Here is a 26,235-nt window from a genome sequence, read left to right as displayed (position 1 = left end):
CGAAAGAGCACAGGATATAGAAGAATGAACAGCATCTTCCTTTCCTACGCGCGCGGCGATGACGAACCTTTCGTAAGGCACCTGTATAAAGATCTCACAGCGAATGGATTCGCAGTGTGGTATGACCGCACCGATATGCCAAGCAGAGCGCTGACATTCCATAAGGAAATCCGCGATGCGATCGACAGCAGTGGCAGGCTTATCGTAGTCATTGGTCCAAAAGCGATACAGTCGGATTACGTCAGAGCAGAGTGGCAGCATGCGCTAAGTGCATGCAAGATCGTCATCCCTATCATCCGCTCTGGCAAACGCGACCTGCTCCCCATCGAACTCAGGAAGCTCAATTCTCCAGACATGCGCGAGTCACGCCCTTATGCTGATGCACTGGCTGATCTATTGCGCGTGCTGGGATATCCTGTCGTTCCACTGGGTGAACTTCGGGGAGTGCCTTCGCTGCCGGCTCACTTTCTTCCCCGCCCTGAATTCATGGAACACCTGAAAAATACCGTGCTGGCTGATGTTAACCACCCGATCGTTATTACCTCGGCAAAAAAAACCACTGCGCTTCAGGGTATGGGTGGAATCGGGAAATCGGTGCTGGTTGCAGCGTTTGCCCGTGCCTGCGAGACACGCCACGCTTTCAGGGATGGCGTGGTCTGGCTGACCCTGGGGCAGCAGCCTGATATTGCCCGAAATATGATGGCTGTGGGGCAGGCGTTCAATGATGACCTGAAAGAGTACATTGATATTGAAAGCGGAAAAGCTCGCATAGCAAAGGTGCTTGCGGATAAGAACTGCCTGCTGGTGCTGGATGACATCTGGGATGTGAGACACGCTGAGGCGTTTTTGAATGCGCTTGGAACTCGATGCAGGCTGCTGATCACCACAAGGGATGGGGGACTGGCGACATCTCTGGGCGCTCAGGAGCACAGGCTGGATGTGCTAAGTATTGAGGATGCGATGCGGCTTCTTACCAGTTATTCAGGTCAGTGCATGAATGAAATGTCGGCTGAAGCAAACGATGTGGTGAAGGAGTGTGGATATCTGCCTTTTGCCCTGGCGCTTTGCGGGGCGATGGTGAGTGAAGGAACTCCCTGGAATGACCTGCTTGAATCATTGCGCCAGGCTGATCTTTCTTTTCTTATGAAGCAGTTCCCCAATTATCCATATCCGGATGTATTAAAGTCGCTAAAGGTGAGCGTGGATGCGCTGGCACGCACTGATCCGGCATGGGAAAAACATTACAAGGAACTGGCGGTTTTCCCACACTCTGAGGCTGTGCCTGAAGAAACTGTGATAATGTTCTGGATTTCCACGAACGGAGTGAATGAGCGCAGTGCCCGACAACTGCTGATCACACTTGAGCGCAAGTCTCTGATCAAGTTAGAGGGTAAATCACCCGGGCGGAGGGTGTCGATGCACGATCTGCAGCACGATTATCTGCGTGCTGTGCTGGGCGATCTCACTGGTCTGCACGGTGAGCTTTTAGAGATTTATCGCCAGAAATCACCGGAAGGCTGGCATACTGGTCCGAACGACGGCTATTTCTTCCAGCGTCTGGTGTATCATATGGTTCAGGCTGGAAAGAAGGATGAAGTGAGCGCTCTGTTGTTTGATTTTTACTGGATGCTGACAAAATTGAAAGCGACAGATGTGTTTGAGCTTATGGCGGATTATGATACTGCGCAGAAGATTTTAAGCGCTTATGTTGATGGAAAGGATAGGGCGCTGCGGTTAGTGCAGGGGGCGCTGCGGCTGTCGGCGCATGTTCTGGCGGAGGATAAGTCGCAGCTTCCATCGCAGATGACGGGTAGATTGCTGACTTTCGAATATCCAGAGATTAAAGCTCTGCTTGTGCAGATGAAGCAGTGGAAAGGTGCGCCGTGGCTGCGGCCAATGATGCCGAATCTGACGCCGCCTGGCGGGCCGCTTTTGCGTACTATTGAAGGTTGTTCTCCTAGGATAAATGCGGTTGCGGTAACGGCTGACGGACGACGGGCAATTGCAGTCTCTGGACCATATAATGAAACTATGAAGGAGGCGCGCAATAGATCTGTATCACATGACAATATTTTGAAGGTATGGGATGTGGAAACAGGGGAAATCCTGAAAATCATGGTGCATTCCAGTAAAGTCAAAGCTGTTGCAGTGACAGCAGACGGGCGACTAGCAATCTCTGGATCTGATGATAAAACGCTGAAAGTGTGGGATATTGAAACTGGGGAGATATTGAACACTCTTGAAGGTCATTCTAGTTCGATCAAGGCAGTTGCATTGACAGCAGATGGGCATAGAGCAATCTCTGGATCTGATGATAAAATGCTGAAAGTGTGGGATATAGAAACCGGGGAGATATTGAACACTCTGGAGGGCCATTCTAGTCCAGTCAATGCAATTGCAGTGACAGCAGATGGGCATAGAGCAATCTCTGGATCTGATGATAAAACGCTGAAAATGTGGGATATAGAAACCGGGAAGTTATTGAAAACTCTTGAAGGCCATTCTAGTCCAGTCAATGCAGTTGCAGTTACAGCAGATGGGCATAGGGCAATCTCTGGATCATCGGATAATACGTTGAAAGTGTGGAATCTGGAAACCGGGGAGATATTGAACACTCTTGAAGGTCATTCTAGTTATGTCTATGCGGTTACAGTGACTGCAGACGGGCGGCTGGCAATCTCTGGATCATTGGATAATACGTTGAAAGTGTGGGATATAGAAACCGGGAAGTTATTGAACACTCTTGAAGGTCATTCTAGTCCAGTCAATGCAGTTGCAGTTACAGCAGATGGGCGGCTGGCAATCTCTGGATCATCGGATAATACGTTGAAAGTGTGGAACTTTGAAACAGGGAAAATGCCGAACGCCTTAGAATGTCATTCTAAATTGGTCGAAGCTGTTGTCGTAACGGCAGATGGACGACGTGTAATCTCTGCATCTGATGATAAAACATTGAAAGTATGGGATATAAAAACGGGGAAGTTATTGAACACTCTTGAAGGTCATTTTGGAATAGTTTTTGCGGTTAGTGTAACGGCAGACGGGCGGCTTGCAATCTCTGCATCTTTTGATGAAACGTTGAAAGTATGGAATCTGGATACAGGAAAGGTGCTGAACACGTTTAAATGCCATTCTGATATATTCAAAGCGATTGTTTTGACACCAGATGGTATGCTTGCAATCACTGGATCATTGGACAGAACCCTGAAAATATGGGATATTGTAACTGGGAATGTAATACACACACTTGAAGGTCATTCTGGTATTATCTCTGCCGTTGTTGTGACGCCAGACGGCAGGCTTGCAATCTCTGCATCGTTTGATGGAACATTGAAAGCTTGGAATTTGGAAACTATGAATGTAATGCACACACTTAAAGGTCATTATAGTATTGTCTCTGCTGTCGCTTTGACGCCAGATGGCAAGCTCGCAATCTCTGGATCATATGACGAAACGTTGAAAGTATGGGATTTAGAAACAGGGAAGTTACTGAACACCTTTGAAGGTCATTCTGGATTCATAAATGCGGTTACTGTAACAATAGACGGGCGATGTGCAATTTCTGCATCAGATGATAAAACACTGAAAGTGTGGGATATGGAAAATGGTGAAATAATTGCCAATTTCAAAGGAGAAAGTCCAATAACGACTTCAAATATTTCATCAGATGGCGTGACTATCGTTGCAGGTGAAAAATATGGCAAGATGCTTTTTTTGCGTATGGAGAACGTCTTGGGTGTACCAATTGTTTCTGCTTGGTATTCCAATCCTCCTTTATGGCAATTCTGGCGCCAAAATACATCCTTCCCCTGCCCCTTCTGCCGCACATGGTCCGAAATTCCCGCCTCTGCCCTCGGCACAGAAATCCCCTGCCCCCACTGCCGCAAGTCAGTCAGGCTCAACCCCTTCACCATCAATGCGGACTGGCGACAGGTGGCGAAGGCGTGGCAAAGAGGGAAGGCATAAGATACTGTATATCAATATGATTCTTCCATTACCTTCTTATCGATATATTTAGACGCATCCTCGAAACAAGTACATTAGGACTAATCATTTTTTAGGAATACAGTCAATGAATAGCGAAAATTAGACCTCTTTGAATGATGAGTTTTACTATACTACAATTTAAAAGTTTTTATAGTTTTTAAAGCCTAGTATCTGCTTATTTTGGTCAATATGTCCCTCAAAAAAGGGTGAAATACTATATTTTTGTGATAAAAATTGTAGTATTTATTTCTGTATGGATCCCTTTCTCCTTTCTCCGGATCACCAACCTTGCCTACTAAAAATTAGTTTATCTTTTCTATTCAAAAAATTACCTTCAAATATAGATGTTCGATCTTCGAATGCGCAGAAATATAGTTCTTCACTTTTCATAACGAAATAAACCGGGTTTTCTTGAATAATAACTAATCTATAAACATGCTTCAGTTTGTAAAGATTCCTTTCAACATCTTCATAAAGTACATCTAATCTTAGAAAATCTTCTTTATAATCATGCAAATTATATTGTGAAGTATGGATGTTTACTATAACTTCATAAGTAGGATCGGTAGGCAATAATATAGGAATATCTCTATGTTGACAAACTGCATTTGTTTCGTTGTCATCTGCAACAGATGTTTTAAATTTAATATCAACAGCAGGTCCTCGACCATAATTTGTTATATTTATTTTATTAGATAAAATTCTATATTTGTTATCTACACTAAACTCTGGTTCACCTACATTAATCAGTAGATTTGGTTTTATCTCGAATCTTCGGTTATCATCCGTTAGCTTGAGTAATTTATGAGTTACCTTTGCATAGTAGGCTGTGATAATTACAAGGAAAAAAGTTAAAATTGAAAGAATTAGATTACTGTAATTATTCATTTTTATTGCAAAGTTCAGAAAAATATCTGGATAAGTTGAGAAATTTATTCCTGAAACTTTAAACAAAACATAAAATATTATAATTGAAACAATAACAAAAACAACATTAAAAATAACATTGGATATTGAAATTTTTTTATCTAAATTTTTCATAAGTAAATCATTTTCCATATTGAAATAGATTTTATATATCTTGAAGATTTTTAAAAACATAAAAACATCATTCTTTTGAATAAATAAACTAATAAAAATAGTATAAACGTAACTACAATTTCCCAATTTACCCAAAATCTCGGACTTAAGGCTCTTGGATGATATCAGCGGTTCTTTCAGGAGTAAAATTGTAGTATTTATTCTATGGTCCCCTCTCTCCTTACTGTGCTGGGCATTTTTCCTACGATTTAGTCATTTATTCATCGATATTTATGTTCTTAATGCTATTCCAGCCTTGGGGGGTTGGGTGGATAAGGAGCTTTGAAGCTAGGGCTGGCCTTTGGAGCGCTCATCATCCCAAGACTTCGTTTATAAATTTTCTGGAGCAGACTACTAGCATAAAATAGATTGATACTGAATCCAAGTATACCAGGCTTCGCTTCAAAGGTTTTTGCAAATTCTGTCGCTTTAATTTCATGTTTTAAATTATAGGCGGCAGTGAAAAAATCTTCATTTGCATTTAGCACAATCTCTGCTAAATTATCAAGAATATGTTCAAACAGCAGAAGTCCTCCATGTTCTCCCGTCACTCTACGTCCAAAATTAATAACCAGCCATGGATGTTTACGAGGATCAAAATCTTTGAAATCCTGATCAATCATTAGCAAGGCAGGAGTATTTTGTATTTCGTTCAGTTCTTCAGCAGACCAAGACTTTTCCAAAACGTGTTGCCATACTGTTTCTATATCTCCGGTAAATGGACGAACCAATGCTGAGCTATCGCCAAGTTTGCGAGCGAAGCGTTCAAGGTGTAAATCTAATTCATGTGTAAATTGGGTTTGAGCTTCAATGTAATCTTCAATAAGTAAGAAAAACAAGCATCGATAGGGTGCTTTAATTGTTCCAATATAACTATGAGTGATATGCATGGCTGTCCTTCCTTATGGCTAACTTCTGATTAGGTTTCATGGCGTTTAAATCTTTCATATTCCAACGGATTTTTAATTCTGTTTAATGGCGTTTATAAAAATCAGACATTATAAATATAAAATAATATCTATTCATGTATTTTTAAATATGTAATTGATTTTCATAATCATAACAAAATCATTTGAAAACCTGGCATCCTCAGATCACCTTCATTGCAAAATAATAGAGAAGGTAAACTGCATCTTATAATGCCTTATATGCACTTTTTAACGGGCTTTTGCCAGAAAACAATATAAAACCACATAAGCGAGCTTCCACCACGGGTTAAAACAATGAGGTTGTCGCAACAACAAGAAATTAAAGATTTCTTATTTTGCCTTTTGGGTGCGTTCCCCAAAAATACCCAAAATCAAAACGGCTTTTTAATCCAAGATCATACTAGGATATACGGCCAGCTCGATTAGGCTGCTCATGCCATCCCAGGAAGAGCTTCCAGGCTTGGATAAGGAATGATATAAAATGACTAAGTCAAATAGAAAATCCGGTTGTATTAGTAGGGGCGCAGATATCTCTGGGAATGGTGAACTAGGTGAAAAAAATTATATAATAACTAAAAATGAGTTCAATCTTGGCGTAATTGTATTTATCTTTACTGCAATATTTTCGATTTTCTCATTAATTATTTCCAATGAGGCTTTATCTCATCAAAATATTATTGAAGAGGCGAATTTGCAAATTGGATCTCCACAATATTCGAATTCTTACATAAACGATACATATCTGAATAAATCGTCTATTAGGATTCCTCTAGTTAATGGGTATTACGCTAGATATCCTACACTAATTGATTCAATCCAGGGTGTATTAAATGGGAAAAAAATGGATCTGAAAGAGGTACCGATTATAGAGACAAAAACCACTCATAATCCTAAGAGTTTTTGGTTTGTTGATAGGGATAAGCCTACTTATATTGAAATCGTCTTCACCAAATATCCTTATTATAATCTAACCGAGGATGAATCACTCTATACAATAAAATTAGTTCCCTCAAACGACAATCTTAACGATGGTAAAAATTTTATGATACTTGAAATTCATTATACAGATTTCAGTAAGATGGTTACATGGACGATTAATCCAAATATTGAATTTACCGTATCAGATGGAAAAATAAACTCTGTTAGCTTAGTTAAAATCGAAAAACGTGAAATAAATAAGATTAATTAAAGTTAAGTTTTAAAACAAACCCCCATATCAACCCCGACGGGAGGGTGTCGCAGACTCATAGATAGATGGAGTGCGCCCCTCAAAGTCAATATCCACCGTCATTTTCTTTTTTTCCAGTTTTCCCTCAGGTTGTTGTAAGATTCACTTGATAAACCGTCACTTTATAATCATTATAATTCACAGTACGCTTGGTGTCTGTAACATTTGTTCCATCGTAGTTAAACTGAAAATCAATTTTAATATACTTGAAATCTTCGGGGAAATTGTCAGAAGAAAAATCTAAATATGGAAAGCCCATCGAAATAGTGTTGTCTTTAACCTTTAAATTCTCTTTTTTGAAATTAAGAAATATATCGGAGCTATATTCTCTAAAAATATTACCATTTATTGAAATGTTCCCAAAGACAAAATCAATGTATCGTGGCTGGTCATTGAAAACTAAGAAATTCGCTGGTGATTGTGGAAATGATACTAAAGTATTTCTTAAATCAACACTATCACCATTGAAAATAAGATCTATCTTATCACCCATAACTGACGCCGGATATCTTGCGTAATACCCGTTAATAAGTGGTATCCTAAACATGAATATACTGTTATTTATACCGTCATTTAACACCGTGGAGCTTGACATTCCAACACGGATAGTAGACTCTTGAGTATTCATTTCATGTGCCAACGCAACAACAGAATTATTATTGGCCTGAGATGCTATGCTATTGGCAACAGCAGAATTATTATAGGCCTGAGATGCAATGTCATTGGATTGATATACAAACACAGCTGCGAGGAGACTGATGATTAATGAAACGTGTTTTATCTTAACTTTCGCTATAAATTCCCAAATTTTGCTAATAATTTCATTCGTTTCCATTTTATCTTCCTCTTAACATTTCAGATATCTTTCGTATTGTGGGATATATCGCATATTTGCCGGGATCTTCCAGGCTCCTCTGATAGCCTCAAAGTTAATCTCTTTTTCTACCATACCCTTCAAGATGATTGGCTTAATCGTGATCTTGATAGCACCCACAAGCCAGGAAGGTAACCGGCCACTTCCAGCGAGAGAATCGACTTGATCACAAAACATCTTTGCGTTATCTGAGACCGTGTTGAGCTCATGAGCTTTCAAGAGATCAGTCCATATAGCTAACGTACTCTAGCCCTATGAAGATGGGGAGATTTTTAAAAATGCAAATATTACAATTGCTATATCCGCCGAGATTTTCCAAGGACACTGCATCTAACCCTAAATTATACGACATTTTGATCAAAAGCTCTCAGGAATAAAAATAGAGATACAGCTTACTTAGGTTTAAAAGGGGTATATTTTATACATTTTTCAGGGCAACAATATCTCTTCTTCAAAACACAGCCAATTTTTCTTCGATAATTTGTACAATTATAAGCCCATTTGTCTATTTTTAATGATGTCATTTTTTTATCTTTTCAAAGGGAGGTAAAGTCACTCCCATTTGCAACCAATCCATATTATACTATACTATTCGGACATATATATTTATGCATGTAAATAATATGACGGTTATAATTATTATAATGAAGGATTGAAATGAAGAGTACATTCATTAAAGAAATGGGAATAGAGGACATAGAGAGATAATACAAGGTTCCCCAACAAATATAAAATTGTACTGTTGGTATAGCTTTCTGCTATTTTCCCAATAATCTGTCAAGCAGACTCCGTTTATATTTGACTCCGTTTATTATTATCTCAGCTCCCTGGTTCTTTGAGAGTTTGCCTACTTTACCGGCAATTATTTTCCCTTTTAATGTATTACCAATACCCATTATCTCATCTGCGATTATTTCCCCCCCGTTCATGGAGCTTCCGGTTTCATCTCCCGCTTTATTAACCTTGATCTTTCCACCTTTCATGCAAGTGCCAAGCATTTTTCCCGCTGTTTCTGTTTCTATAGTACCCTTTTCAAGTTCAAAACCGATATAATCCAGGTCATTTCGCTGGAGGTGAAATGTATCAGGGTACATGCATTCAGCACATATCGATGTAAGGTAACCAACTACCATTTTCTCATACAGGTCATCAGGTGTTGATTTTAATATCAGGCCTTTAATCTCTTCGCATTCCTTTGGCGCAACCCTTTTAATCTCAACCTTACTGACATTGGCAATTTGTTTGATTATTTCTTTAAGTTCCATAAGGAATCATTATGCTCTTGTTGTTAAATCTCTTTTCCCTCATCAACATCGGTCATTGGTTAAGGAATTAGATATGGAGAATTTGTAATTTCAAAAACCTTCACCTCTCTGGTCCGGGACCAGCCTCCTCCCTGAGAACCATGCAGAATAGAAAAAATCAAGAAGTAGATAGTCCATACAAACAATGATGACTCCGAGTATAAAATGTTCGTTTTGTGGCAGCAAAAATATTGAAGTAAATTCCAGAAAACGCAACAATACTACAGCATTTTATTATTATCGTTGTAAAGAATGTCGTCATTATAGACTATATGAGAAAAAAGTTGATGCTTCGGATGACGAATGCTTAAAAATAATGTAACGCAGTGACATCCAGTCGGAAACCCGGTCAGATCAAACCGGACCCCCCTCTAGGAATTGCTCCTTTGAAGTATTCGAAATACTTGTCCTCCCATCGTTAGATAGCGCTTCACGGAGCGAACTGATCTCTTTCTGCTGCTCCACCAGTATCGACAAGAAGATAGCCTCCATCGGGTCAAGAAGAGGCACAACCGTGCATGACGAAGCATGCCCTCTTGCTTTATTCATGAGGCTGTCAAAAACATTCCTGTCCTCTCCCCTTAATGCCCTTCTGAATGGTGATAGTTCTTCTACTATCCCTTCAAGCAGCATGCGAAAGCTTGGAACTGTTCTGCCAATATAAATCACCCCTTTGAAAATCAGTTAATCTGGTCTGGCCAAACGGGATAGTCGTATATTTAGAAGGATTCCTGTTGTATGTTATTCTGATCTCTCTTTTTGAACATTCAACATCCAAAAGATATCCTGCCTTTGCTAATCGTTCTAGAAAAAGCGGGATTTTGCGTGGATCAACGGGATTATTCATATTTTTCACTTCCTTTATCTGGAATAATAAAGTTGGATCCGGAAGGATAAAAGCGATTGGAAAGAGCGGAGCGAAAGTGAGTTGACAAGAGAAGAATTATATCAATTAGCATTATTCATGGAGATATGCCTCGTGACATCCCTGAAACGAAAAGAAACACATTTGAGGATATTGAAAATACGAGGACAACGGGAATGCTGTTAGCTTCAAAATATGTTCTTGAACATCGATACGATGCTGCCAAAAATGTGTTTGAGAAACTTTTACAATTAAGCCCTAATGATGTAGAAATAATGGCTCTGCATGCTAATATTTATTGTGTTGAGGGAAAGTTTATCGAAGCAGAGAATAAGCTCAACCAGGTTTTATTATTAGATCCCAACTATCCCCTGGCATTATATTTTCTTGGATTTGTCTATAATGCTAAAGGGGAGTATGAAAAAGCAATTAATATGTATGAGACGGCTTTGAAATACTTTTCAGAGTATGAAAAAATGGAAATAGCCGATACATATCATAATCTTGGATGCAGTCTGTGGGAAGTCAAGAGACGAAAAGAGGCTATTGAGGCCTGGAAGAAGTGTCTGAAATATAACCCCGAACAAAAACATGTAATGGAAAATCTCAAGCAATTCTCCAATGAGTATGGAGTTTTTTGATTGGATCCCCGCATCTGGAGATAACCCCGTAACGCAAACTGGGTAACTAAAGCCGTATCCATTCTGCGGTATTTTTCATCCCAGGTACTCCATAATAGCCAGGGCATTCATCCACGTAACCGTCATCCCCATGCCTGCAACAAGCCCAAGGACAGCACCGCAAAGATAATTATCCCTCTTTTCCAGGTATTCAATGAAAAAATACAGGGCAGGATAAAAAATCACTTTTATCAAGAGCATAATGCTGAAATTATATCTTGTGATTACTCTGACAAGACCGCTTTCAGGCATTCCATTACTCAGGGCAATATAAGTTGTCGCCAGGTCTCCGATGAAAAAAAAGATAAATCCGAAGATAAATAAGGCCTTGTTCTCGCTGTTCATATTCAATCCATATCCGTGTTGTTTCAGATTAAAGGTTAGGTTTTAAGATACCTTGAAAATTCCCGTTGAAAATTGACCCCTTTTCCCACCAATTTTGACCCACCTTCTATGTAACTTTTTAAATATTTTCTCATATACATCTACATGCATTAATTTAAATACATAACAACAGTATCGGGTTTTTTTGTGATATTATATGCTTGCAGAAATAGAGGTTGAACACTCGTTGAGAAAAGAATCGTTCATTTCAGTGAAGAAAAGGAATGTAAATTATAAAAACATATTATATTCATTCATAGTGATATTTTTATTTACTTCCGTAGCCGGAGCAGAGTCCGGTAAAGTCGTCGTAAACGACACCCAGGAAAAAACATACACTCATGTTTACACATTTGGGAACGGGAACAATTGGGCTACCGAATATAACGTATTATTCGATAAACTATATTTTGATACTTCCTCCTGGGATCATCTGGCAGCTCTAACCATTAATTTAACAAATCTATATTCCTTCCCTCCCAGGGATTATACGACTTCCTTTACGATAAGCTCCGGCGGTTCTGGCGGTGGAGTTGTATCTTTTTCTCGTCTCAATAACAAAGTTCATTGGGCTTTTAATGATAATGCCGTAATTACATCCTCAGATATCGTTTTATCATACGACACAAATATATTTACAAATCTGAAACGATTGAACTATTTAGTCCAATACTATAAAGTTTGCAGTCCTGATACCAATGAGCCTGCTTTTGTGCGTGTTGAGGAAGGGGGCTGTTATATCGGAAGCGATGACGATTATGGCGGCTCATTTGATGCAACCTATGATGCTTCAGTATCTGTGAGTTCAACCATTCCTTATGTTGTTACGTACTCATCAAATTCTGCAAAAACGTATTTCAATTTTACATACACTAAGCCCGATGTTTTATACCATGTAATTATTCAAGATTCGTTAAAAGCGCCATATTACGATGAAATGGGTTTTACATCCGGAACTTCTGCGTCTGTGGTTAGGGAATATGGGAAAGGAATATACTTTAATGTAACTTCGTTAAAGGGGAAAAATCAGGTTATTACAATAAATGCAACTGAAGAGTCACATCAAACCCCATCCATCGATGGGTCATCAATCGGTGGTCCCTATATAACCAGTTTCAATCCAAGTACTTCAATAGTAAAAAATAATGTGGGTGAAAAAAGAACATTTAGCGTCACAACCAATCAGACTGCAAATTTGGTGTGGTCTCTAAACAGTGCGTTGGTTCAGACCAATAGCGGTGTAACCCAGGGGAATTATATCAACGCCAGCGCATCACCAGGCACATGGATTGTAACTTCAATTGTCAGTAATGCCAACGGTGGTGCCATACAATATTGGGTTTGGGTTGTTGAACCTATACCAACAAGTACACTTAATATTCTTGCATATTACAGGGGACTTGGTGATGATCCCGACAGAGTGGAATCCAGTGACATTCTAAAAGCAACAAATGACTGGATGAACAAAACAGTACCAGCCGGATTTACAGAGTCAATAACATACCAGGAGCTTCTAACTTTAATTTATCAATGGTTCTGATTATGGAAAAGAAAAACATTGTACTCACTTTATTTTTATTGTTGATCGTTCTTTTCAGCGGATGCATTCAGCAAATAGCAGGTAATGAGATATCATCCAATAAAAAAGATGTTTATTCCAACAAAACTCTCATGTTTGAAATGAAGCTTCCGGCAGGATGGAAAGATGATGCGATGTGGAATTTACCTTATGGCGGTATAGTTAATTTTGTCAATGACAAATATCCCTGGTGGCCGTCGGGTGATGATGGCGCCATAAGGCGGGATTTGCAAAAGTACGGCACTCTTTCCATAGTTCAGGTGAATATGGACACTCAATTAGTCCCTGTTGGATACACATTGGAGTATGCACGTTCACAGGAGTTGAAAAGAGAAGCGGGCATTACCTATGAGGGAAATACAACACTCGGTGGAGAAAAAGCATGGGAGATTATTAGAAAATATAGGACTGTCGGAGACTTATTTCAGCGGGATATAAATGTTATTCACGGAAATAGGTTGTATGTATTACGTTTTAAGGTAATAAGCACCGATGTTGAAAAGCGGGACAATGTGACTGCCGAACTTGAAAGCAATTTCAATGAAATGTCCTCATCTTTCAGGTTCATAGATTGATATTTTTTCAATCTGTATCCCTGTTGTTCCAGAACTCCGCATAAACAGGATAATGGTCTGAAACCGAGATCGTCATGTCATAGGTCAGATTATATGCTTCATCGAACCTGAACACTCCTGAATTCCCTGTGAAATCGTCCTTTGCCTGGCTTGTGACAATTATCCTGTCGTAAGTGCAGGCTGTGCTTTTTGTCGTTGTGTCAATGCTATTATTGATAACCCAGAGATAACTTCTCAATGGAGATTGGCTGTTCTCATTGAAATAATTGCAGTCTGCGTTGAGATCTCCCAGGATAATGAAATCACCCTCTCCCTGATACCTTCCCTTTGCATTTTCAACTACTGCTGGCAAATCGTTAATCTCCTGCGTGGCTGTGTCGGGGTCGGTGTGGATGGTTATGAGTACGAAATCAAAGTTGCCGTTCATGGCTTTGAATTCTGCGACATACGGTTCTCTTTGAAACAGGTCATTTGGATCAGGATATGTGTAAGGATCTACGATTTGCTGGATTGTCTGGGTGTTGTAGAAGTAGGCATACTGCTCTTTGCTGGTTGTCCTGCCGAGGCGTTCGCTCATTAGGAAATCGTATTTCGGGCCAGCCATGTCGTTTACGGCATTTTTAAGAGCTGGTAGAGCTGTCTGAGAAGCGTCCCGGATCTCCTGGACAGCAACAATATCGAAGTTCCTGATGGTCTTTGAGAGTACTTCCATGACTTCAGGTTTGTCTGCTTTGGAGGTCCCGAAAATCTGGAGGTTGAAGGCTGCGAGTTTAACAGTATTGTTTGGGGAAGTGATTGTTATGGGTGTAACTGTGGGTGTTGTTACTGGCGGTTTCTCAGGTTTATTTGGAATTCCATCAAGTAAAGCGGGGTTTTTGTATCTGTATAGGGATCCGACAAGGATCATTACCATCAAAATAAAAATGAGAGCAACAAATATCAAACCATTTGATCTCTTCGTCTTCTTTTTTCGCCTCTTTACCAAAGTCTGCCTCTTTGAGCTACATGATATTGATTTATTAAAAGGGTATGCTCTGAAACTTTACGAAGTCAAGATATGCTTTCTTGTTAACGAAAGTACAATCTTTCGGTCTATGGCGGGAGTATAGGCTTTGGTGGGAGCATCAACCATACTTCATTTATGGGATGAAAAGGATGCAGTATGAGCGATGATTTTGCAATGGGCATTGGGTTGTTACCTACTCATTGGTCGCTCTATCTGAAAGTGTTTATTCACTTACCATTTTATATATTAAATGGTAAGTAAAGGGCTAAACTCCTATGGCAAAACAAGCAATTTTGACCAAAAAACCAGCCATTTTAACAAATGGTAAGTTACTCACTGACCAGCCTCTACTGGACAGAGGCATGAACCTGGATGAATGCAAAACAATCTGCACATCTCCTGAGATACCTATCAGGGAGAAGCTGTTCTTCAGGACCATCTATGAAACCCAGCTGCGGCCTTTTGAGGCCCTGAACCTCCTGATAGAGAACTGGGACCGCGAGCAACAATTAGTTACCGCTGTCAGGGTGAAGCAAAAGACTGCGCCCGTAAAGGGTGACAGGCACAAGAAGATCCGCCTTCCTTCAAAGCCCAGGACAGCTTTTCTTAGTGAGAATACCAACCTCATGATGAAAACGGTCGTTAGCAATCGCAAGAAGGGCTACATCTTCGTGAACGCTGACGGGGATAAACTTTCAATGGCATGGTTCAAGGACAGGATAAATCATTATGCGAAGCTGCTTGGAATACAGAAAGATGTGAAATATTACGATACCAGGACAGGAGATATCCATCCCAGGCATCTTGTTACCTGCATGGCCCTCAGGGAGGCCGGAGAACGCCATCACGATAATGCAGGTGGGTCCCGGAAATTATCGGCGGTGGCGGCGGGACATACAATGCACGTTAAAGAAAAGCATTACGAGAAGGTAGGCGAGGACTTTGAGCAGGTTCATGAAAGCTACAGGCGGTTTCATCCGGCGTTTGTGGAGGGATGGTAGTTCCAACGGCATTCACAACGACAAACATATATTATTCATCTTACATATAGATGAAAAGAGGATGAATGTACAAATATTCCGACCATGCCAGAAAAAGAATGGCCTCCAGAAAGATAAGCGAAGATGATGTGAAAGCTGCCATCGAAAATGGAGAACTCGAATTTACCAAGATCGATGAAAAAGGCCGAGGGATGGAATACACGCATTCCATCGAACTAAAGGATCCATTCTGGAGGAAAATAATGGTTGGATGGACATATGATAAAGATGACATTCTCATACTCACCCTGTATGAAATTAAAAGAAAATGGAGCTAAAATGACAGAAATAATATGCGGTAAATGCAGGCAGGAGATGCAAGAGGTTGAACTGGAACAGTATGAATTCGAAGAGGGTATTGTACTTGAAAATGTAAAAGCAATGCGTTGTACCAATGGTCATATTACTTTCACAGAAGAGCAGGCGACCGATATGGAGCAACGCAGCGAGGATATTAAAAAGAATGCCTTCAGATTTGTAAGGTCAGTCAGCAAAAGTGCCAGATCACTGGTGATAAGGATACCGGCAGACCTTGCAAAGCATTTAGATATTACAGAGAACAGCAAGATTGAGATGATCCCTCTGGGCAAGAAAAGATTTATGGTGGAATTAAAGTAGCCTTGGAAAGCAGGAAACTACCGTCACGATAATGGTAAATCCCAGAAATCTGTGATAACAGCCAGGGCTTACCATGCTGGTCAAGGAACGGTAAAATGTCGTATAATTTTGGGATATATGTAGTTTTGAGATGAAACGATAGGCTGTGCCATTGTAAAACAAGTGGAATTATAACGATAATAGTGACAAAAGGATAACTTTATAATTTTTTTTAATTCTGTGCCTAAGCAAATTTGTCCGCATGAATGGCCGTGATACCCTTATATTCATAATCCCAATGCTTTCTTTAATGCCTCAGTAGCTACCGGAACACCAATTTTGGTGGCGATGTCAAGAGTCCATTTACCTGCTTTTGATAAATATTCAAGCGTTTTTGGTCCATTTTTTTCTCTCGCAAAACCTTCAGCGGAAGTGATTGCACCGATGAAGATGTCGTGCTCTGGCTTTGTTGCTTCTTTTTTAAGCCTTAAACGAAGATCATTTAATTCCATGGCAAGTGCTAACAGGTCTATATCATCTTTATTTTCATTCCAAATTTGATTAAATGTTATATCGTGTGCATGCGCCCCTGGACCCTGAGCGCCGACCTGGCCTGCTTTATACTGATCTCTCATAATTACTTCCCTTGCATGTATCGAAATTCTTGAATCTTTAGAATCCAAGTTTTTTATTCTATTTTCCTTCTTTTCATAACCATCTAACAATAGTGAAAGCGGCACATCATCCCAACTATCATGACATTGAACGATACCTTTACCAGCCTTTTCAGCTTTCAATAATTTTCCATATTCAAATTTATAAGTGCAATCTATTGAACAATTACAAGGTATTTCTTCATCTATTTTAATTCTTTTAATTGACCTGTTGATTTGGCTAAATTCATGACGAATAACTGCTAAAAGTTCTCGTTTGTTATCTCCATTGATTTTGATCTCAATCAGCCTTTCAATTTTTTTGACTTTGACAAAAGCACGCGTATTTTCCCGCTGTAACACCACGCCTTCCCGCCAGCATAATTGTGTACCATCAGGTCTTCTTTCTATAACCTGATGAACTCGTACTATAAAACGAGTTATCACTCCAGCAGGTAGAAAATCATAACGGTAATAAAAACACAGATTATTTGTATTATCCCACTCAAGTTTTGATTCAGTGCTTGGTAATAGCTCTGCAACTAAATGGCTTCTTTTATCAGGCAGTTCGTATACCAGTTCGAATTTGTTCATAAGTTCCAGTATCTTAGGGTGAATTTCCTGAGGATAGATTTTGATATCCCAGATTTGTTCTAATTTATCGTGTGGTAAAACACCTCCATTTTGACGAACAAAAGGGGTATCCAGAATTCTATAAAAAGCCTTGGTTGCCCAATCAGGTTTTAGTATTACCATATTTTTCAATGCAATTCTATCTCTAAAATGAATTATGACACCAAGATCGTGTAAATATTCATCCAAAGTATCTGTTTGTTTTTGATCCAATTTCTCCTTTTCACATATTTGATGAAATTCATTATATGTGATCCAATTTCGTCCATTCTGCTCTAATTGCTCACGCACCTTAAACCATGACTCCCCCCAGGGAGTGCGCATATGGGGTAAGTGCCAAGCAGTCCGTGTTATAATATCCTTTAAATTAGGAAATCCGTTTCCATCTTCGCTATCAATTTTAAACATATCTACAATTTGCGGAAATTGTTCTTTGAGATCTTTCATATTAAGATCATCATCCCGCTCATTCAATTTGCTCAACACCAAAATTATTGGGCTGTTCTCTCCGAAAGCATCAATAATTTGCAACCAATAGTAAATATGCTCATAATCTTTAGCCCTCCGGGCATTCCAAACAAGAAGATAAATAGAACGTTTGGTTAGAAAGAACTGATGAGTAGCATGGTATATCTCCTGCCCCCCAAAATCCCAGATATTGAGCTTTATTTGTTCTTGTTCTGCAGTAGGAGCAACAATCTTCCATTCTGAAATATCGATCCCTTGTGTAGACTTATCTTCTATGAATTCATCATGAATTAATCTGTTTTTAATGCAGGTCTTCCCCACATCTCCTTGACCCACCAATAGTAATTTCGCTTCATTATGAATAATCACTTTTTCAGGTTCAGGAAGCTGCTTTAAATATTCAAAAATTGCCTTAATGCCCCGTTCAACAATTTCTGGCGGTGGGGATTCAAGAGGATTGTTTTCCAAGTCAAGCATGGTGAGATTCATGAGCTTGCTTAATTCAGGAGGTAGAGAGCGCAGTTTATTTCCGTACAGATAAAGCCCGGTGAGATTCGTGAGATTTCCTATTTCAGGAGGTAGAGAACTCAGCTGATTCCCTTCCAGGAAAAGCCCGGTGAGATTCGTGAGATTACCTATTTCAGGAGGTAGAGAACTCAGTTTATTCTCTCCCAAGGAAAGCCCGATGAGATTTGTGAGATTACCTATTTCAGGAGGTAGAGAACTCAGTTTATTCTCGTACAGGTTAAGTTCAGTGAGATTCGTGAGATTACCTATTTCAGGAGGTAGAGAACTTAGTTGATTCTCCATCAGGTTAAGCTCAGTGAGATTCGTGAGATTACCTATTTCAGGAGGTAGAGAACTCAGCTGATATCCGGATAAATCTAATACACTATTTTTTACTAAAATATTGATTAAGTCTAAAATATCGGCCATTTCCATAACTACCTACAACATTTCATAACTATTTTTTTTAAAGATGTCAAATATGGTTAAATATGTTCTTAAAGTTCTGGCATTATAGTACACAAATGTGATGGCTTAACTTATTACCCATTCCATGATGATCGCCCATAGTCCATTTATGGAAGCGTTTATATGGGGTATGAACGAAAGTTTAGAATACCGTCTATGGATATTGTTTTCAGGTAGCGTCCTCGTAAAAACTGCATATAAGGATTATTTTATGCTGAATACGTTCTCAATGTAATCAAAGGATTGAAACTCATACGTTACGATGCGTAATACGCGCATGCTCCTATACCTTAACGTGGTAAGAAGTTGGGGCTGGTTAATGCGTTATACCAAACCATTTTCGTATTATTATAAATAGACTGGAGTGCTAATGCAATACTACAGTAAGGTTCTATTTAAATAGACATGATATAATAATAGTGCTACAGAAATGACTAAAGAGAAAATTGAGGTAATAATTGTTCCATCCTTCCAAAAAGAGATTGAGAGGATAAAGGAAAAGAAGCAATTGGAACTTATCTACAAATCAATAGAAAAGATAGAGAGAATGGGCAAAAACGCCGTCAAACTGCTTCAAGTCAGAGACAAGTATATCCTCGGTGAAATAAAGTTCATGAATCCCCCTTACAGGCTTTATGTTATTATTAACCAGGAAAACGAGAAGTTTTACATTGTGAAGTGGGAACATAGAGAAAAACAGCAAAAAGTAATAAACCAACTTACGAAGAAGCTGGAATATGCATTTGAAGGAGGAATAAAAAATATAATGGAATTATTTAGCCATTGAATTAATCCTAGACATTAACTGTTGCTTAAAGTCTTCAGTTTTTATGGGTGCAACACTACCTTTCTCTATGGCAAGGACTTCTGGCATATATCTAGCAAGCAGAAATTCATAATAGATTCTATCTGCCACCTCACTGGCTATGCTTTTTGAGATGTTTTTTATGCTTGTTTTATCAATCCTAAAACTATAATCTTGTTGTTGCATTTGCATACTTATCTTATTTTAATAGTTGGTTGTTCTTTACTTAAATGTAACTATTAATCCTAATTTCAGATAAATTCAACGGATGATAACTTATTATCCACTCAATAATAATCGCTCACATCGCAATAATGGAAGCCATTATATGAGATATGGAAGAAGGTAGATTATATCGTCTCTGGAATTGTTTTCAGCTAGCGACCTCGTAAAATGTGCGTATAACCATTCTAACCACGAGTTTGAAAACCTCCTGTTCCTCCAGACCGGCTGCGTCTAACAAAGAAAATAATGTCTCTGTTTTTCCGATATTTTTTTGTCTGTGTAATCTTAAGTCTTCCTTCAATTCTGAGTCATGTCAGAAGCTATTATCTATTGAAAAGTAATTATAAATTACATGCCTAAATTTATGTTCGATATTAACGATGAAAAAATAAGAGACAAACAGATAAGATTTATTGAAATTTTGTTGATTATTGGCGGGATAATTGGTGGCACGCAAATAAAAGATACGGCAGATTCAAATCCGGAAATTAGTGGTTTAATTTACACTTCATGGGGTTCTTTTTTGATAGGCTCCCTTGTTTATTATATTACAGTAGCAAATTTACAGCCCAAAGGTGATTTATTTTTCGCGTATTTTTTTATATCTATTTTTTCAGCAGCATTCGGTTTTGCCATAATAGCACTTTTACCTTATATGAATATGGAATTCCCGCAAGAAGGTTTGATTGGATTCGGATTATTCATTTTTATTTTGGTCAGTTTAGCTCTTTACGGGGGTAGAGAAAAAGATAATCGGAAGACGTAAACCTTTTAGCAATACATCTTGTATGGGAATCATATTGCATTTATGAGATGATTTATACGACATATAGAAGGAGATAGATTTTTTCGTCCCTAGATATTGTTTTCAGATAAAGTCCTGATAAAATGTGCGTATAAGCGTTATTTTATTCAGTTTACTTCCTTTATTTATTTTCAATGAAAGGAATCCGGGGAAGGGGGGATTTTCAAATGACTTGCTTATGAAAATGAGTTACATATTTAATAATGTTTGAATACTTAATACTTTATATATATGGTGTTATCTGAACTCAATAACTTATTTTTTGTCCAAAATTTTTTATAAGATTTCTATAAATTTGCTTATCTGTTATGCCATGTGATTTTACCATACCTTGGATCTGTTCGATCAATTTTTCATTGTCGTCATTTTTCCCTATCCAACCTAAAGAATTCCATTTTTTTGGAAGGCGATAGAGATCAGTATTATCAATATCGGTTAGGACGATTTTGCGATCAGATTCCCATATTAGTACAACATAGTCTAATAGAAATGACTCATTTCTTAAACCTTTAACCCCCATTTGTTTGATTTTTCTTTTGATTATTATTGAAATAATCTCTTCCATTTCATGGATTGCAGTGACGAGATTGCCATTAAATTCCAATGTATAATCATCGCCATGTGAAATCATATTTCTAAATTCAATTATTTTCTGTATTTTATTATGTTCAACATGTTGTGATTTAAGGTAAGAATTTATTTTTTCACGATTGGGGATTCTATACTTGTTTTTTATTTCCTGTTCGTCAAACATATATAATTCCGTTTTTATAAACATATTTATTTTCTCTTCAACATGTTTATACATTTCTTTTGATAGTATTTCTATAAAACGGTAATAGTTCATAAAAGTTTCAAGCCTAGTTTGAGATAGTTCTGCAAGCGTATACCAAATTAGAGCTTTTTGAAAACTCGAATGGAATTTAATATTTTTCTCAATAATCTCTATATCATTGATCAAAAATTCCCATTTATCCCTAAGTCCAAATAGGTTAGACTCTAACCTTTCTGAGATATTTTCCATAATAGGGTATATAGTCCAATTTTTTTTCCATATACCTATAGCTACAAAAGGTAAAGGTTTTCTCATAATAAGCGTATGAAGAGACATAAGCCGCAAAGAGTATTGTAGGAAAAAGTCGTCTGGATTATTTGAGAAATCTAAATCATAAGTCTTTTGATAGAATCCTGAATCAAATTCAATTTCTCCCTTTTCATTCCTATAAATAAATCTATCCAAAACAAAATACAATTTCATTTTATTATCTTTTAATTCTTTACTAATATTATGCCCTTGTTCTGATATTTTTTTATATAGGGGATGCTCCTTTCTTTCGCTTTTAATATATCCTCCGCTTAGAATATCTTGTTTCAACAAATCACCTCATTAAATTCATTATATTTTTATTGTTTAATTTTTATTTAAGAATCGTAATGCAAATTTCTTACCAATATAAATTATTTACTTTGACTTACCGGATTAATTCAAAAAATAAGCATAATTGCTATTTGCCCTTTGATTATAGCCTACTCAAAGGTAGAATCATAAGGGCTAATGTGCGTTTGCCTATTATATCGCATCCTGGTGAATATTCACTCCTTATCGAAACAAGTAATTAATTTCATCCCTTCCGACCTTCCGGTAGTAATGGAGAAAAAAACAACGTTTAGGGATATTTCTGCCAGGAAGCACTGCAATCGTTCCCGCTTTTTATCAGTGAGAAAGGAAACTGGCATGATATTATGTTTTATTCTATATTACAAAACGATCGTGGAAATAGTGATACCCTATAAGTGAGATTTGCTTAGCGTTGTTTTTTTCTCCTTTACTACCGGAAGGTCGATTTTAAAAAGTATTAGAGAGATAAAAGATCCTGATTCATCTGTGTAAGTTTTCTCTTGTTTTACTTGCTACATCAGGTTTCTTTTTTTCTTGTGGTTCTTCGTGAATAAGAATGGGTTTTTTAATTATTGGTTCTACTCCGGTAAAACGACTTGAATCAGTTATTATTTGACCTTTTTCATTTGTAATTTTTCCCCAATATTCTTTTGATTCTTTTTCCCTGTTTTCTTGTTCTATTCTCTCAATTTCCTTATCTATTTTTTCAATTTCTTTACTTATCTCTTTTGTTTCTTCAGTTTCCACTAAAAACCTATATTCTGTTTCTAAATCTCCTGTTCCTTCCTTTATCCATGTTATATTTTGATTCGCACTTTCAATTTCAATAAGTCTATCCAGTTCTTCATTTAATTTTTTTCTTTCAATCTCTAAGAAAAAAATTTTATCTAATATCATCTTATTATTCAGTATCGAGGATATTCTATCTGATATCATCTTATCACTCTTTATCGAAGCAAGTTATAAGCCTTCCGGGATCTTTCAGGATATAGGGGTAGAGCTACGTAAGCTGTCACTGGGGGCAGAGTATTTTGGAGTGGCTGCAGCTTTGCGCCTGAGAATTGTGGACATCGAAGCATTAACACACTCGTGATTCAGGATAACTCAAATGTCGCTTCCATGCAATGGCAGGAAACAGTTACGGGTGACAGGTCGAACATAACTGTCAAAAAACTCTGCCCCTGGTGACAGCTTACGTAGCAATACCCCTAATAGAAACAAGGAAAATCGGCGAAATTCCATCATTTTTTTTCGGTATCTTGCCAGAAAGTGAATATAATAAAGATCAAAGTGTGAAGTTACTCAAATCCCTTTCATTTGATGAAAAAAAAAATCCTACAGATTAAAGAGAATGTTGAAAAATCAAGGCCGTTTCTTGGTGAGCATCTTTGGAGTTTATTTGTAATATACACAATTTTAGTCGGTCGTGTTTCATATTCATTAATAGAAGGGCGAAATAAAAATGATATCAAATCTTGGCATAAGGATGAACACATTCAGTCCATTCTCAAGGAAATTTATAATGATAAAGAAAGAGAATCCATAATTTCAAGAAAAATAGGTTCATTTGAAATAGCAACGAAATTGTTAGAACAAAAAATATTGTTTGAAATGCTTAAGATAATATCAGGAGAGTCAGCTGCTGAAAGCGATTTTTCTAATGCAAAAAGATTTCATGAGTTAATAAAGATAAAAATTAAAGATTGACTTATTTTCTCTGGGAATGTAATCGCACTTTGCTGAAACTTCTATAAACTAAAACAAATATTATAGGAGTTGAATACATGGCATAGTTATTTACACAAGAACAAGCAAGAGCATGGCTTCGGGCAAAACCTCAGAAAAACTTCAAACCGTTTACACTTAAGATTATAATTGAATAGTTTTATATAACCGTCATATAATATACACACACTTGTAGTTATATTCTTGATTCGTGAGGATAAACATGTCAAATTGGGAATCAAAATCAGTATCTGATACCATAAACGATATTTTTGAAAATGTATTAGTTTTACCAGTTATCCAAAGAAGGCTTGTGTGGGCTGAAGACAAAATGGAGCTATTATTTGATACTTTATTGAAGGGAGAATCTTTTGGTGGAATAATGACAATTCAGGAGGAGGCAAATTTTGAACCTTTGTTTGCCTTTAGATACTTTACAAAAGATGGGAAGCCACAAAGTTCTTTTAGCAAAATTAAGTTAGAAAGAAATCATAATCTTGTGATTGATGGTCAACAAAGGTTACAATCTTTTTATATCGGTCTTACCGGTAGCATAAATAGAAAGATATTGTATTTTGACTTATTTAGCGATTTTAAAAACATGGAATTTGATTTTGAATTCGAAAATGATGAATCAAAATTACCTAAGAAAAATCAAGATAGAAATGAGGATGCATTTAAAGAAACAAAATGGATTTCGATACCATCATTATTTATGCGCCTTAAAGAAACCAATAATGAAGATCAAGTAGCAGATGAAATTATAAAAAGATTAAATATTATTAATGAAAAACAAAAAGAACATGTAGCCAGGAATATTAGAACTTTTTACAAAAATGTTTTTAGTAGTAAGCATGTCGGTCTCGCCAGGGTTACAATTAATCGCGCTTTAGATCCAGTTGCAAATAGGCAAAGAGTGGTTGAATTATTCATTAGGTTAAACGATGGAGGAACAAAGTTATCATCTTTTGACTTAGTAGCATCAAAATTAAAAGGTTATGAATGGGGGATGGAAGAATTCTTAGATAAAATTCTTAAAGATTATACTGATATTGGGATAACCCAAGATACACTCATTAAGCTCGTATTCATTTTGAGTGATAACCAATCTAAAGAGATGTCTAATATAGAGCAAGAAGATGCTACTTTTGCAATAAATAATAATAAAAGAATCGCAGAAACATTAAAAGCATTAAAGATGTTCTTAATAGCTGCAAAATTATATGATTACTATAAGAACGAAAATCGTTCTTTTATACCTCTGTATTTTGTAGCTTATCATATCTTTAATAAAAGCATTCCGGACGATCAATTGAAAGATATTTTTGTTACTTATGACACAACAAATACTGATTACAGGAACTTGTATAAATGGATGTATCTATCTCTCTTGAGTGGAGTTTTCAAAAGCAAAGGTGCGGGTTGGATTCCTTATAAAACAGGTATAAAAAAGATATTAGGAAAAATAAAGAATTTCAAAGGAAAGGATTTTCCAATAAAAGAATTATTCGATGTATATAGGTTACATCCAGTATATTTTTATGATACTTTCGAGGAATCAAATCTTAATAGCCTAGAAAAAACATTTTTGTTTTATATACTCTATGATAGAGAAGCAATCACAAGATCGCAAGATATAGACCACATCCATCCTATCTCACTTTTAGAAAACAAATATGATTACCAATTTATTCATATAGTTGAAAATTATCAGTTATTAGATCCAGGCACGAACAGAGGGATAAAGAATAACAAGCCATTGAAAGAATGGATAAAAAACTTTGTGCAAAATAAAAATCTATATATTAAAAGACATCTTATACCAGAGAATGAAGATCTTTGGGAAATAGAAAACTATACGGATTTCTTAAGCGAAAGAAGAGGCCTGATAATTCATAAGATCAATTCGATATTATCAATATAACTCGTATCCAGGATATTACTAAAAAAAAAGTGAAATACTACACTTTTATTGTATTATTGTAGCATTTTAAAAAGTAAGGGGAAGATCCCGCAAATATACCATCCAACAATATGAAAGGGAATTAAAATCAGCGCTCTCAACTAGGCCCAGTCATGGGGCAAACAACACCGTTACAGAAATTTTATATATTTTAACTTATATGTTAATACTCATCCCAAGGCATGTTGAAGCGAGACGGGAAGATTACATTATGAGTCATTTAAGTCAAGCTACAGAGGAATACCGTAAGACTAGGAATTGGCCAATAGGATACTGTCCTATGGACACCGGTGAGATTTTTGAAGGGTACTGTTGGCCGTGCCCATTCCTTGAGTGCTCAGCACGAAAAGAAATGAATTAAATATTACATTGGTATCATCGTGGGTATTTTTGACTATCCCCGCATAAAGGTAAAGTAAGAATTTTGATCTAACTTCTCATCGGTTGTTTTGAGTT

At 37.4% G+C, this 26,235-nt stretch carries 25 protein-coding genes; 12 read left to right on the top strand and 13 right to left on the bottom strand.

Annotation, left to right across the window (positions count from 1 at the left end):
* The first annotated feature begins 24 nt into the window (after positions 1–24).
* Positions 25–3,966 carry an NB-ARC domain-containing protein gene (locus CL181_RS06800; protein ID WP_097298554.1) on the top strand — a complete coding sequence of 1,314 codons (3,942 nt, stop codon included), beginning with the start codon at positions 25–27 and terminating at the stop codon, positions 3,964–3,966.
* A gap of 300 nt (positions 3,967–4,266) precedes the next feature.
* On the opposite strand, the gene CL181_RS06795 is transcribed toward CL181_RS06800, so the two are convergent.
* Both CL181_RS06795 and CL181_RS06790 read right to left on the bottom strand, forming a co-directional pair.
* A complete protein-coding gene (locus tag CL181_RS06795) occupies positions 4,267–5,046 on the bottom strand; it encodes a hypothetical protein (RefSeq protein ID WP_141398824.1) in 780 nt (259 codons plus the stop codon).
* Positions 5,047–5,312: 266 nt separating this feature from the next.
* On the bottom strand, positions 5,313–5,957 hold the full coding sequence (locus CL181_RS06790) for a hypothetical protein (RefSeq protein ID WP_097298552.1): 645 nt from the start codon (positions 5,955–5,957) through the stop codon (positions 5,313–5,315).
* Between the two features lie 520 nt (positions 5,958–6,477).
* On the opposite strand from CL181_RS06790, the gene CL181_RS06785 reads away from it, so the two are divergent.
* The gene (locus CL181_RS06785) at positions 6,478–7,185 is read left to right on the top strand and encodes a hypothetical protein (protein WP_097298551.1); all 708 of its coding nucleotides are present in this window, start codon (positions 6,478–6,480) and stop codon (positions 7,183–7,185) included.
* 124 nt (positions 7,186–7,309) lie between these two features.
* Here CL181_RS06785 and CL181_RS06780 read toward each other — a convergent pair whose 3' ends face one another.
* From CL181_RS06780 to CL181_RS06760, 5 genes are all read right to left on the bottom strand, one after another.
* Complete coding sequence (locus CL181_RS06780; protein ID WP_097298550.1) at positions 7,310–8,059, bottom strand: hypothetical protein; 750 nt, start codon at positions 8,057–8,059, stop codon at positions 7,310–7,312.
* A 12-nt stretch (positions 8,060–8,071) separates the two neighbouring features.
* Complete coding sequence (locus CL181_RS06775; RefSeq protein WP_141398823.1) at positions 8,072–8,317, bottom strand: hypothetical protein; 246 nt, start codon at positions 8,315–8,317, stop codon at positions 8,072–8,074.
* Between the two features lie 539 nt (positions 8,318–8,856).
* Positions 8,857–9,363: a hypothetical protein gene (locus CL181_RS06770; protein WP_097298548.1), complete on the bottom strand. Its 507-nt coding sequence runs from the start codon at positions 9,361–9,363 to the stop codon at positions 8,857–8,859.
* 393 nt (positions 9,364–9,756) lie between these two features.
* Positions 9,757–10,035 carry a hypothetical protein gene (locus tag CL181_RS06765; RefSeq protein ID WP_097298547.1) on the bottom strand — a complete coding sequence of 93 codons (279 nt, stop codon included), beginning with the start codon at positions 10,033–10,035 and terminating at the stop codon, positions 9,757–9,759.
* Positions 10,025–10,249, bottom strand: coding sequence for a hypothetical protein (locus CL181_RS06760; protein WP_097298546.1), 225 nt, complete (start codon positions 10,247–10,249; stop codon positions 10,025–10,027). Before CL181_RS06760 ends, CL181_RS06765 begins: the two co-directional genes overlap by 11 nt.
* A gap of 125 nt (positions 10,250–10,374) precedes the next feature.
* On the opposite strand from CL181_RS06760, the gene CL181_RS06755 reads away from it, so the two are divergent.
* On the top strand, positions 10,375–10,908 hold the full coding sequence (locus CL181_RS06755) for a M48 family metallopeptidase (RefSeq protein ID WP_097298545.1): 534 nt from the start codon (positions 10,375–10,377) through the stop codon (positions 10,906–10,908).
* A gap of 75 nt (positions 10,909–10,983) precedes the next feature.
* Here the strand turns inward: CL181_RS06755 and CL181_RS06750 are convergent, their stop codons facing one another.
* A complete protein-coding gene (locus CL181_RS06750) occupies positions 10,984–11,292 on the bottom strand; it encodes a hypothetical protein (RefSeq protein ID WP_097298544.1) in 309 nt (102 codons plus the stop codon).
* Between the two features lie 196 nt (positions 11,293–11,488).
* On the opposite strand from CL181_RS06750, the gene CL181_RS06745 reads away from it, so the two are divergent.
* Both CL181_RS06745 and CL181_RS06740 read left to right on the top strand, forming a co-directional pair.
* Positions 11,489–12,871, top strand: coding sequence for a hypothetical protein (locus CL181_RS06745; protein WP_097298543.1), 1,383 nt, complete (start codon positions 11,489–11,491; stop codon positions 12,869–12,871).
* On the top strand, positions 12,862–13,485 hold the full coding sequence (locus tag CL181_RS06740; RefSeq protein WP_097298542.1) for a hypothetical protein: 624 nt from the start codon (positions 12,862–12,864) through the stop codon (positions 13,483–13,485). The genes CL181_RS06745 and CL181_RS06740 overlap by 10 nt, the downstream gene beginning before the upstream one ends.
* A gap of 7 nt (positions 13,486–13,492) precedes the next feature.
* On the opposite strand, the gene CL181_RS06735 is transcribed toward CL181_RS06740, so the two are convergent.
* Positions 13,493–14,470: an endonuclease/exonuclease/phosphatase family protein gene (locus tag CL181_RS06735; RefSeq protein WP_097298541.1), complete on the bottom strand. Its 978-nt coding sequence runs from the start codon at positions 14,468–14,470 to the stop codon at positions 13,493–13,495.
* Positions 14,471–14,766: 296 nt separating this feature from the next.
* Between CL181_RS06735 and CL181_RS06730 the strand changes: the two genes are divergently transcribed.
* The 3 genes from CL181_RS06730 to CL181_RS06720 all read left to right on the top strand — a co-directional run bounded on the left by CL181_RS06730 (position 14,767) and on the right by CL181_RS06720 (position 16,149).
* Positions 14,767–15,492 carry a tyrosine-type recombinase/integrase gene (locus CL181_RS06730; RefSeq protein ID WP_097298540.1) on the top strand — a complete coding sequence of 242 codons (726 nt, stop codon included), beginning with the start codon at positions 14,767–14,769 and terminating at the stop codon, positions 15,490–15,492.
* 65 nt (positions 15,493–15,557) lie between these two features.
* Positions 15,558–15,809 (top strand): DUF4258 domain-containing protein, encoded by a 252-nt coding sequence (locus CL181_RS06725; RefSeq protein WP_097298539.1) that lies wholly within the window; start codon positions 15,558–15,560, stop codon positions 15,807–15,809.
* A 1-nt stretch (position 15,810) separates the two neighbouring features.
* Entirely contained in the window at positions 15,811–16,149 is a 339-nt protein-coding gene (locus tag CL181_RS06720; RefSeq protein WP_176505101.1) for an AbrB/MazE/SpoVT family DNA-binding domain-containing protein, read from the top strand.
* A gap of 266 nt (positions 16,150–16,415) precedes the next feature.
* Here CL181_RS06720 and CL181_RS06715 read toward each other — a convergent pair whose 3' ends face one another.
* Entirely contained in the window at positions 16,416–18,824 is a 2,409-nt protein-coding gene (locus CL181_RS06715; RefSeq protein ID WP_097298537.1) for a COR domain-containing protein, read from the bottom strand.
* Positions 18,825–19,287: 463 nt separating this feature from the next.
* Between CL181_RS06715 and CL181_RS06710 the strand changes: the two genes are divergently transcribed.
* The gene (locus tag CL181_RS06710; protein ID WP_097298536.1) at positions 19,288–19,644 is read left to right on the top strand and encodes a hypothetical protein; all 357 of its coding nucleotides are present in this window, start codon (positions 19,288–19,290) and stop codon (positions 19,642–19,644) included.
* Here CL181_RS06710 and CL181_RS06705 read toward each other — a convergent pair.
* A complete protein-coding gene (locus CL181_RS06705; RefSeq protein WP_141398820.1) occupies positions 19,630–19,848 on the bottom strand; it encodes a hypothetical protein in 219 nt (72 codons plus the stop codon). The genes CL181_RS06710 and CL181_RS06705 overlap by 15 nt on opposite strands.
* A gap of 391 nt (positions 19,849–20,239) precedes the next feature.
* On the opposite strand from CL181_RS06705, the gene CL181_RS06700 reads away from it, so the two are divergent.
* On the top strand, positions 20,240–20,653 hold the full coding sequence (locus CL181_RS06700; RefSeq protein ID WP_097298534.1) for a hypothetical protein: 414 nt from the start codon (positions 20,240–20,242) through the stop codon (positions 20,651–20,653).
* A gap of 286 nt (positions 20,654–20,939) precedes the next feature.
* Here CL181_RS06700 and CL181_RS06695 read toward each other — a convergent pair whose 3' ends face one another.
* Together CL181_RS06695 and CL181_RS06690 are read right to left on the bottom strand one after the other, a co-directional pair.
* Positions 20,940–22,067 carry a HEPN domain-containing protein gene (locus CL181_RS06695; RefSeq protein ID WP_097298533.1) on the bottom strand — a complete coding sequence of 376 codons (1,128 nt, stop codon included), beginning with the start codon at positions 22,065–22,067 and terminating at the stop codon, positions 20,940–20,942.
* A 504-nt stretch (positions 22,068–22,571) separates the two neighbouring features.
* Positions 22,572–23,027, bottom strand: a complete 456-nt coding sequence (locus CL181_RS06690; RefSeq protein WP_097298532.1) for a hypothetical protein — start codon at positions 23,025–23,027, stop codon at positions 22,572–22,574.
* A 384-nt stretch (positions 23,028–23,411) separates the two neighbouring features.
* Here CL181_RS06690 and CL181_RS06685 point away from each other — a divergent pair, with 384 nt between their 5' ends.
* Positions 23,412–23,798 (top strand): hypothetical protein, encoded by a 387-nt coding sequence (locus tag CL181_RS06685; RefSeq protein WP_097298531.1) that lies wholly within the window; start codon positions 23,412–23,414, stop codon positions 23,796–23,798.
* A 241-nt stretch (positions 23,799–24,039) separates the two neighbouring features.
* Positions 24,040–25,740, top strand: a complete 1,701-nt coding sequence (locus CL181_RS06680; RefSeq protein ID WP_097298530.1) for a DUF262 domain-containing protein — start codon at positions 24,040–24,042, stop codon at positions 25,738–25,740.
* The last annotated feature ends 495 nt before the right edge of the window (positions 25,741–26,235 follow it).

The organism is Candidatus Methanoperedens sp. BLZ2 (genome assembly GCF_002487355.1).
Classification (GTDB): Archaea; Halobacteriota; Methanosarcinia; order Methanosarcinales; family Methanoperedenaceae; genus Methanoperedens.
The sequence above is the reverse complement of the archived record's forward strand: the minus strand, read 5'-3'. Positions and strand labels throughout refer to the sequence as shown.

What these genes read in the sequence shown, in the direction of transcription:
- CL181_RS06800 (WP_097298554.1), top strand. Translation starts at nt 25, where the DNA reads ATGAACAGCATCTTCCTTTCCTACGCGCGCGGCGATGACGAACCTTTC.
- CL181_RS06795 (WP_141398824.1), bottom strand. Translation starts at nt 5,046, where the DNA reads ATGGAAAATGATTTACTTATGAAAAATTTAGATAAAAAAATTTCAATA.
- CL181_RS06790 (WP_097298552.1), bottom strand. Translation starts at nt 5,957, where the DNA reads ATGCATATCACTCATAGTTATATTGGAACAATTAAAGCACCCTATCGA.
- CL181_RS06785 (WP_097298551.1), top strand. Translation starts at nt 6,478, where the DNA reads ATGACTAAGTCAAATAGAAAATCCGGTTGTATTAGTAGGGGCGCAGAT.
- CL181_RS06780 (WP_097298550.1), bottom strand. Translation starts at nt 8,059, where the DNA reads ATGGAAACGAATGAAATTATTAGCAAAATTTGGGAATTTATAGCGAAA.
- CL181_RS06770 (WP_097298548.1), bottom strand. Translation starts at nt 9,363, where the DNA reads ATGGAACTTAAAGAAATAATCAAACAAATTGCCAATGTCAGTAAGGTT.
- CL181_RS06765 (WP_097298547.1), bottom strand. Translation starts at nt 10,035, where the DNA reads ATGCTGCTTGAAGGGATAGTAGAAGAACTATCACCATTCAGAAGGGCA.
- CL181_RS06760 (WP_097298546.1), bottom strand. Translation starts at nt 10,249, where the DNA reads ATGAATAATCCCGTTGATCCACGCAAAATCCCGCTTTTTCTAGAACGA.
- CL181_RS06755 (WP_097298545.1), top strand. Translation starts at nt 10,375, where the DNA reads ATGCCTCGTGACATCCCTGAAACGAAAAGAAACACATTTGAGGATATT.
- CL181_RS06750 (WP_097298544.1), bottom strand. Translation starts at nt 11,292, where the DNA reads ATGAACAGCGAGAACAAGGCCTTATTTATCTTCGGATTTATCTTTTTT.
- CL181_RS06745 (WP_097298543.1), top strand. Translation starts at nt 11,489, where the DNA reads ATGCTTGCAGAAATAGAGGTTGAACACTCGTTGAGAAAAGAATCGTTC.
- CL181_RS06740 (WP_097298542.1), top strand. Translation starts at nt 12,862, where the DNA reads ATGGTTCTGATTATGGAAAAGAAAAACATTGTACTCACTTTATTTTTA.
- CL181_RS06730 (WP_097298540.1), top strand. Translation starts at nt 14,767, where the DNA reads ATGGCAAAACAAGCAATTTTGACCAAAAAACCAGCCATTTTAACAAAT.
- CL181_RS06725 (WP_097298539.1), top strand. Translation starts at nt 15,558, where the DNA reads ATGTACAAATATTCCGACCATGCCAGAAAAAGAATGGCCTCCAGAAAG.
- CL181_RS06720 (WP_176505101.1), top strand. Translation starts at nt 15,811, where the DNA reads ATGACAGAAATAATATGCGGTAAATGCAGGCAGGAGATGCAAGAGGTT.
- CL181_RS06715 (WP_097298537.1), bottom strand. Translation starts at nt 18,824, where the DNA reads ATGGAAATGGCCGATATTTTAGACTTAATCAATATTTTAGTAAAAAAT.
- CL181_RS06710 (WP_097298536.1), top strand. Translation starts at nt 19,288, where the DNA reads ATGACTAAAGAGAAAATTGAGGTAATAATTGTTCCATCCTTCCAAAAA.
- CL181_RS06705 (WP_141398820.1), bottom strand. Translation starts at nt 19,848, where the DNA reads ATGCAACAACAAGATTATAGTTTTAGGATTGATAAAACAAGCATAAAA.
- CL181_RS06700 (WP_097298534.1), top strand. Translation starts at nt 20,240, where the DNA reads ATGCCTAAATTTATGTTCGATATTAACGATGAAAAAATAAGAGACAAA.
- CL181_RS06690 (WP_097298532.1), bottom strand. Translation starts at nt 23,027, where the DNA reads ATGATATCAGATAGAATATCCTCGATACTGAATAATAAGATGATATTA.
- CL181_RS06685 (WP_097298531.1), top strand. Translation starts at nt 23,412, where the DNA reads ATGAAAAAAAAAATCCTACAGATTAAAGAGAATGTTGAAAAATCAAGG.
- CL181_RS06680 (WP_097298530.1), top strand. Translation starts at nt 24,040, where the DNA reads ATGTCAAATTGGGAATCAAAATCAGTATCTGATACCATAAACGATATT.